General features: G+C 37.1%; 1 protein-coding gene. It reads right to left on the bottom strand.

The annotated features are described in order from the left end of the window. Positions 1-759, bottom strand: a 759-nt coding sequence (locus tag ADH54_RS06120; protein ID WP_049524428.1) for a pneumococcal-type histidine triad protein, incomplete at its 3' end; no start/stop codon positions are given. Between the last annotated feature and the right edge of the window lie 387 nt (positions 760-1146).

Consider the following 1146-nt stretch of genomic DNA (forward strand, 5'->3'; position numbering starts at 1 on the left):
CACACTAGATCTTGCTTCTCCTCTGCTTGAACGATATTCAACCGTACTTAATTGCCCACCTTTTCCAGATAGGAAGGCTTGGGCGGCAGCTAATTCACTGGCAGACAAGTCACTCTTAGGAATATAGTGGAAGTGATTTCCATGAGGAACGATATAAGCATCACCCGTATCTTCGATGATATCAGATGCATTAAAGATATACCCATCATCCGTTGTATAACGTCCTTGGGCTCTGGCTGCAGCAACAGCATTATCTGTGATTGTATTATGATTATGACTGTGTTCCTGCTTCTGACGTTTAATCTCTTCTTTTGTCCGAATATTGTCTGCATGAGCCGCATCTTTAAGGTAAACATAGTATTTCCCGTCTACCTTAATCACATAGCCACCCTTGATTTCATTAACAATATCTGCATCCTTCAACTGATAATTCGGATCTTTCATCAGCAGTTCTTCACTGATGATGGCATCATAAGGAACCTTGCCATTATAGTAATGATAATGGTCTCCATGAGAGGTCACATAACCTTGATCCGTAATCTTGATGACGATTTGTTCAGCGTTGATTCCCTCTCTTTTACTGACTTCATCTGGTGTCAAGTTCTCTGCCTTTTGACCAGCCTGATCACCATCTATATAAGCAACTCGATTCGAATCTTTCTTAACTTGTCCGGCTTGATACCGTCCAAGCTCATAGGAACAAACACTTAGGGCAAGAACTGCCACTGAACCTGCTACATATTTTTTATTGATTTTCATTCTTTCCTCATTTCTTAAGCCTATTTGATTCACCACAAAATGATAAACTGGTTAATTAACTAGTTAATAGTTTACTCTTTTTAGTATTACTTGTCAAGAATTTTTCGTATAAATAGTGAAATGAAATAAAAACCGAACAAATTGATTAGGGAATTATCATAGACTGAGATAAGATGTGAACAAATGTATTAAGAAATTCAAATTAATTTCTAGAAATGTTTTAGTAATTACGACGTACTATTATAGATTCAATCTATTATAAAACCAATTTCTAACAATGTTTTAGAAACCAAAATGTAGCATTCTAACTTCAATTCGATATACAGAATCATGACCACCCGTCAAACGGGTGGTTTGTCCCAGGGCTATAAGCCCAAATTACCAGCC

Source organism: Streptococcus pseudopneumoniae, assembly GCF_001072315.1.
Lineage (GTDB): Bacteria > Bacillota > Bacilli > Lactobacillales > Streptococcaceae > Streptococcus > Streptococcus pseudopneumoniae_R.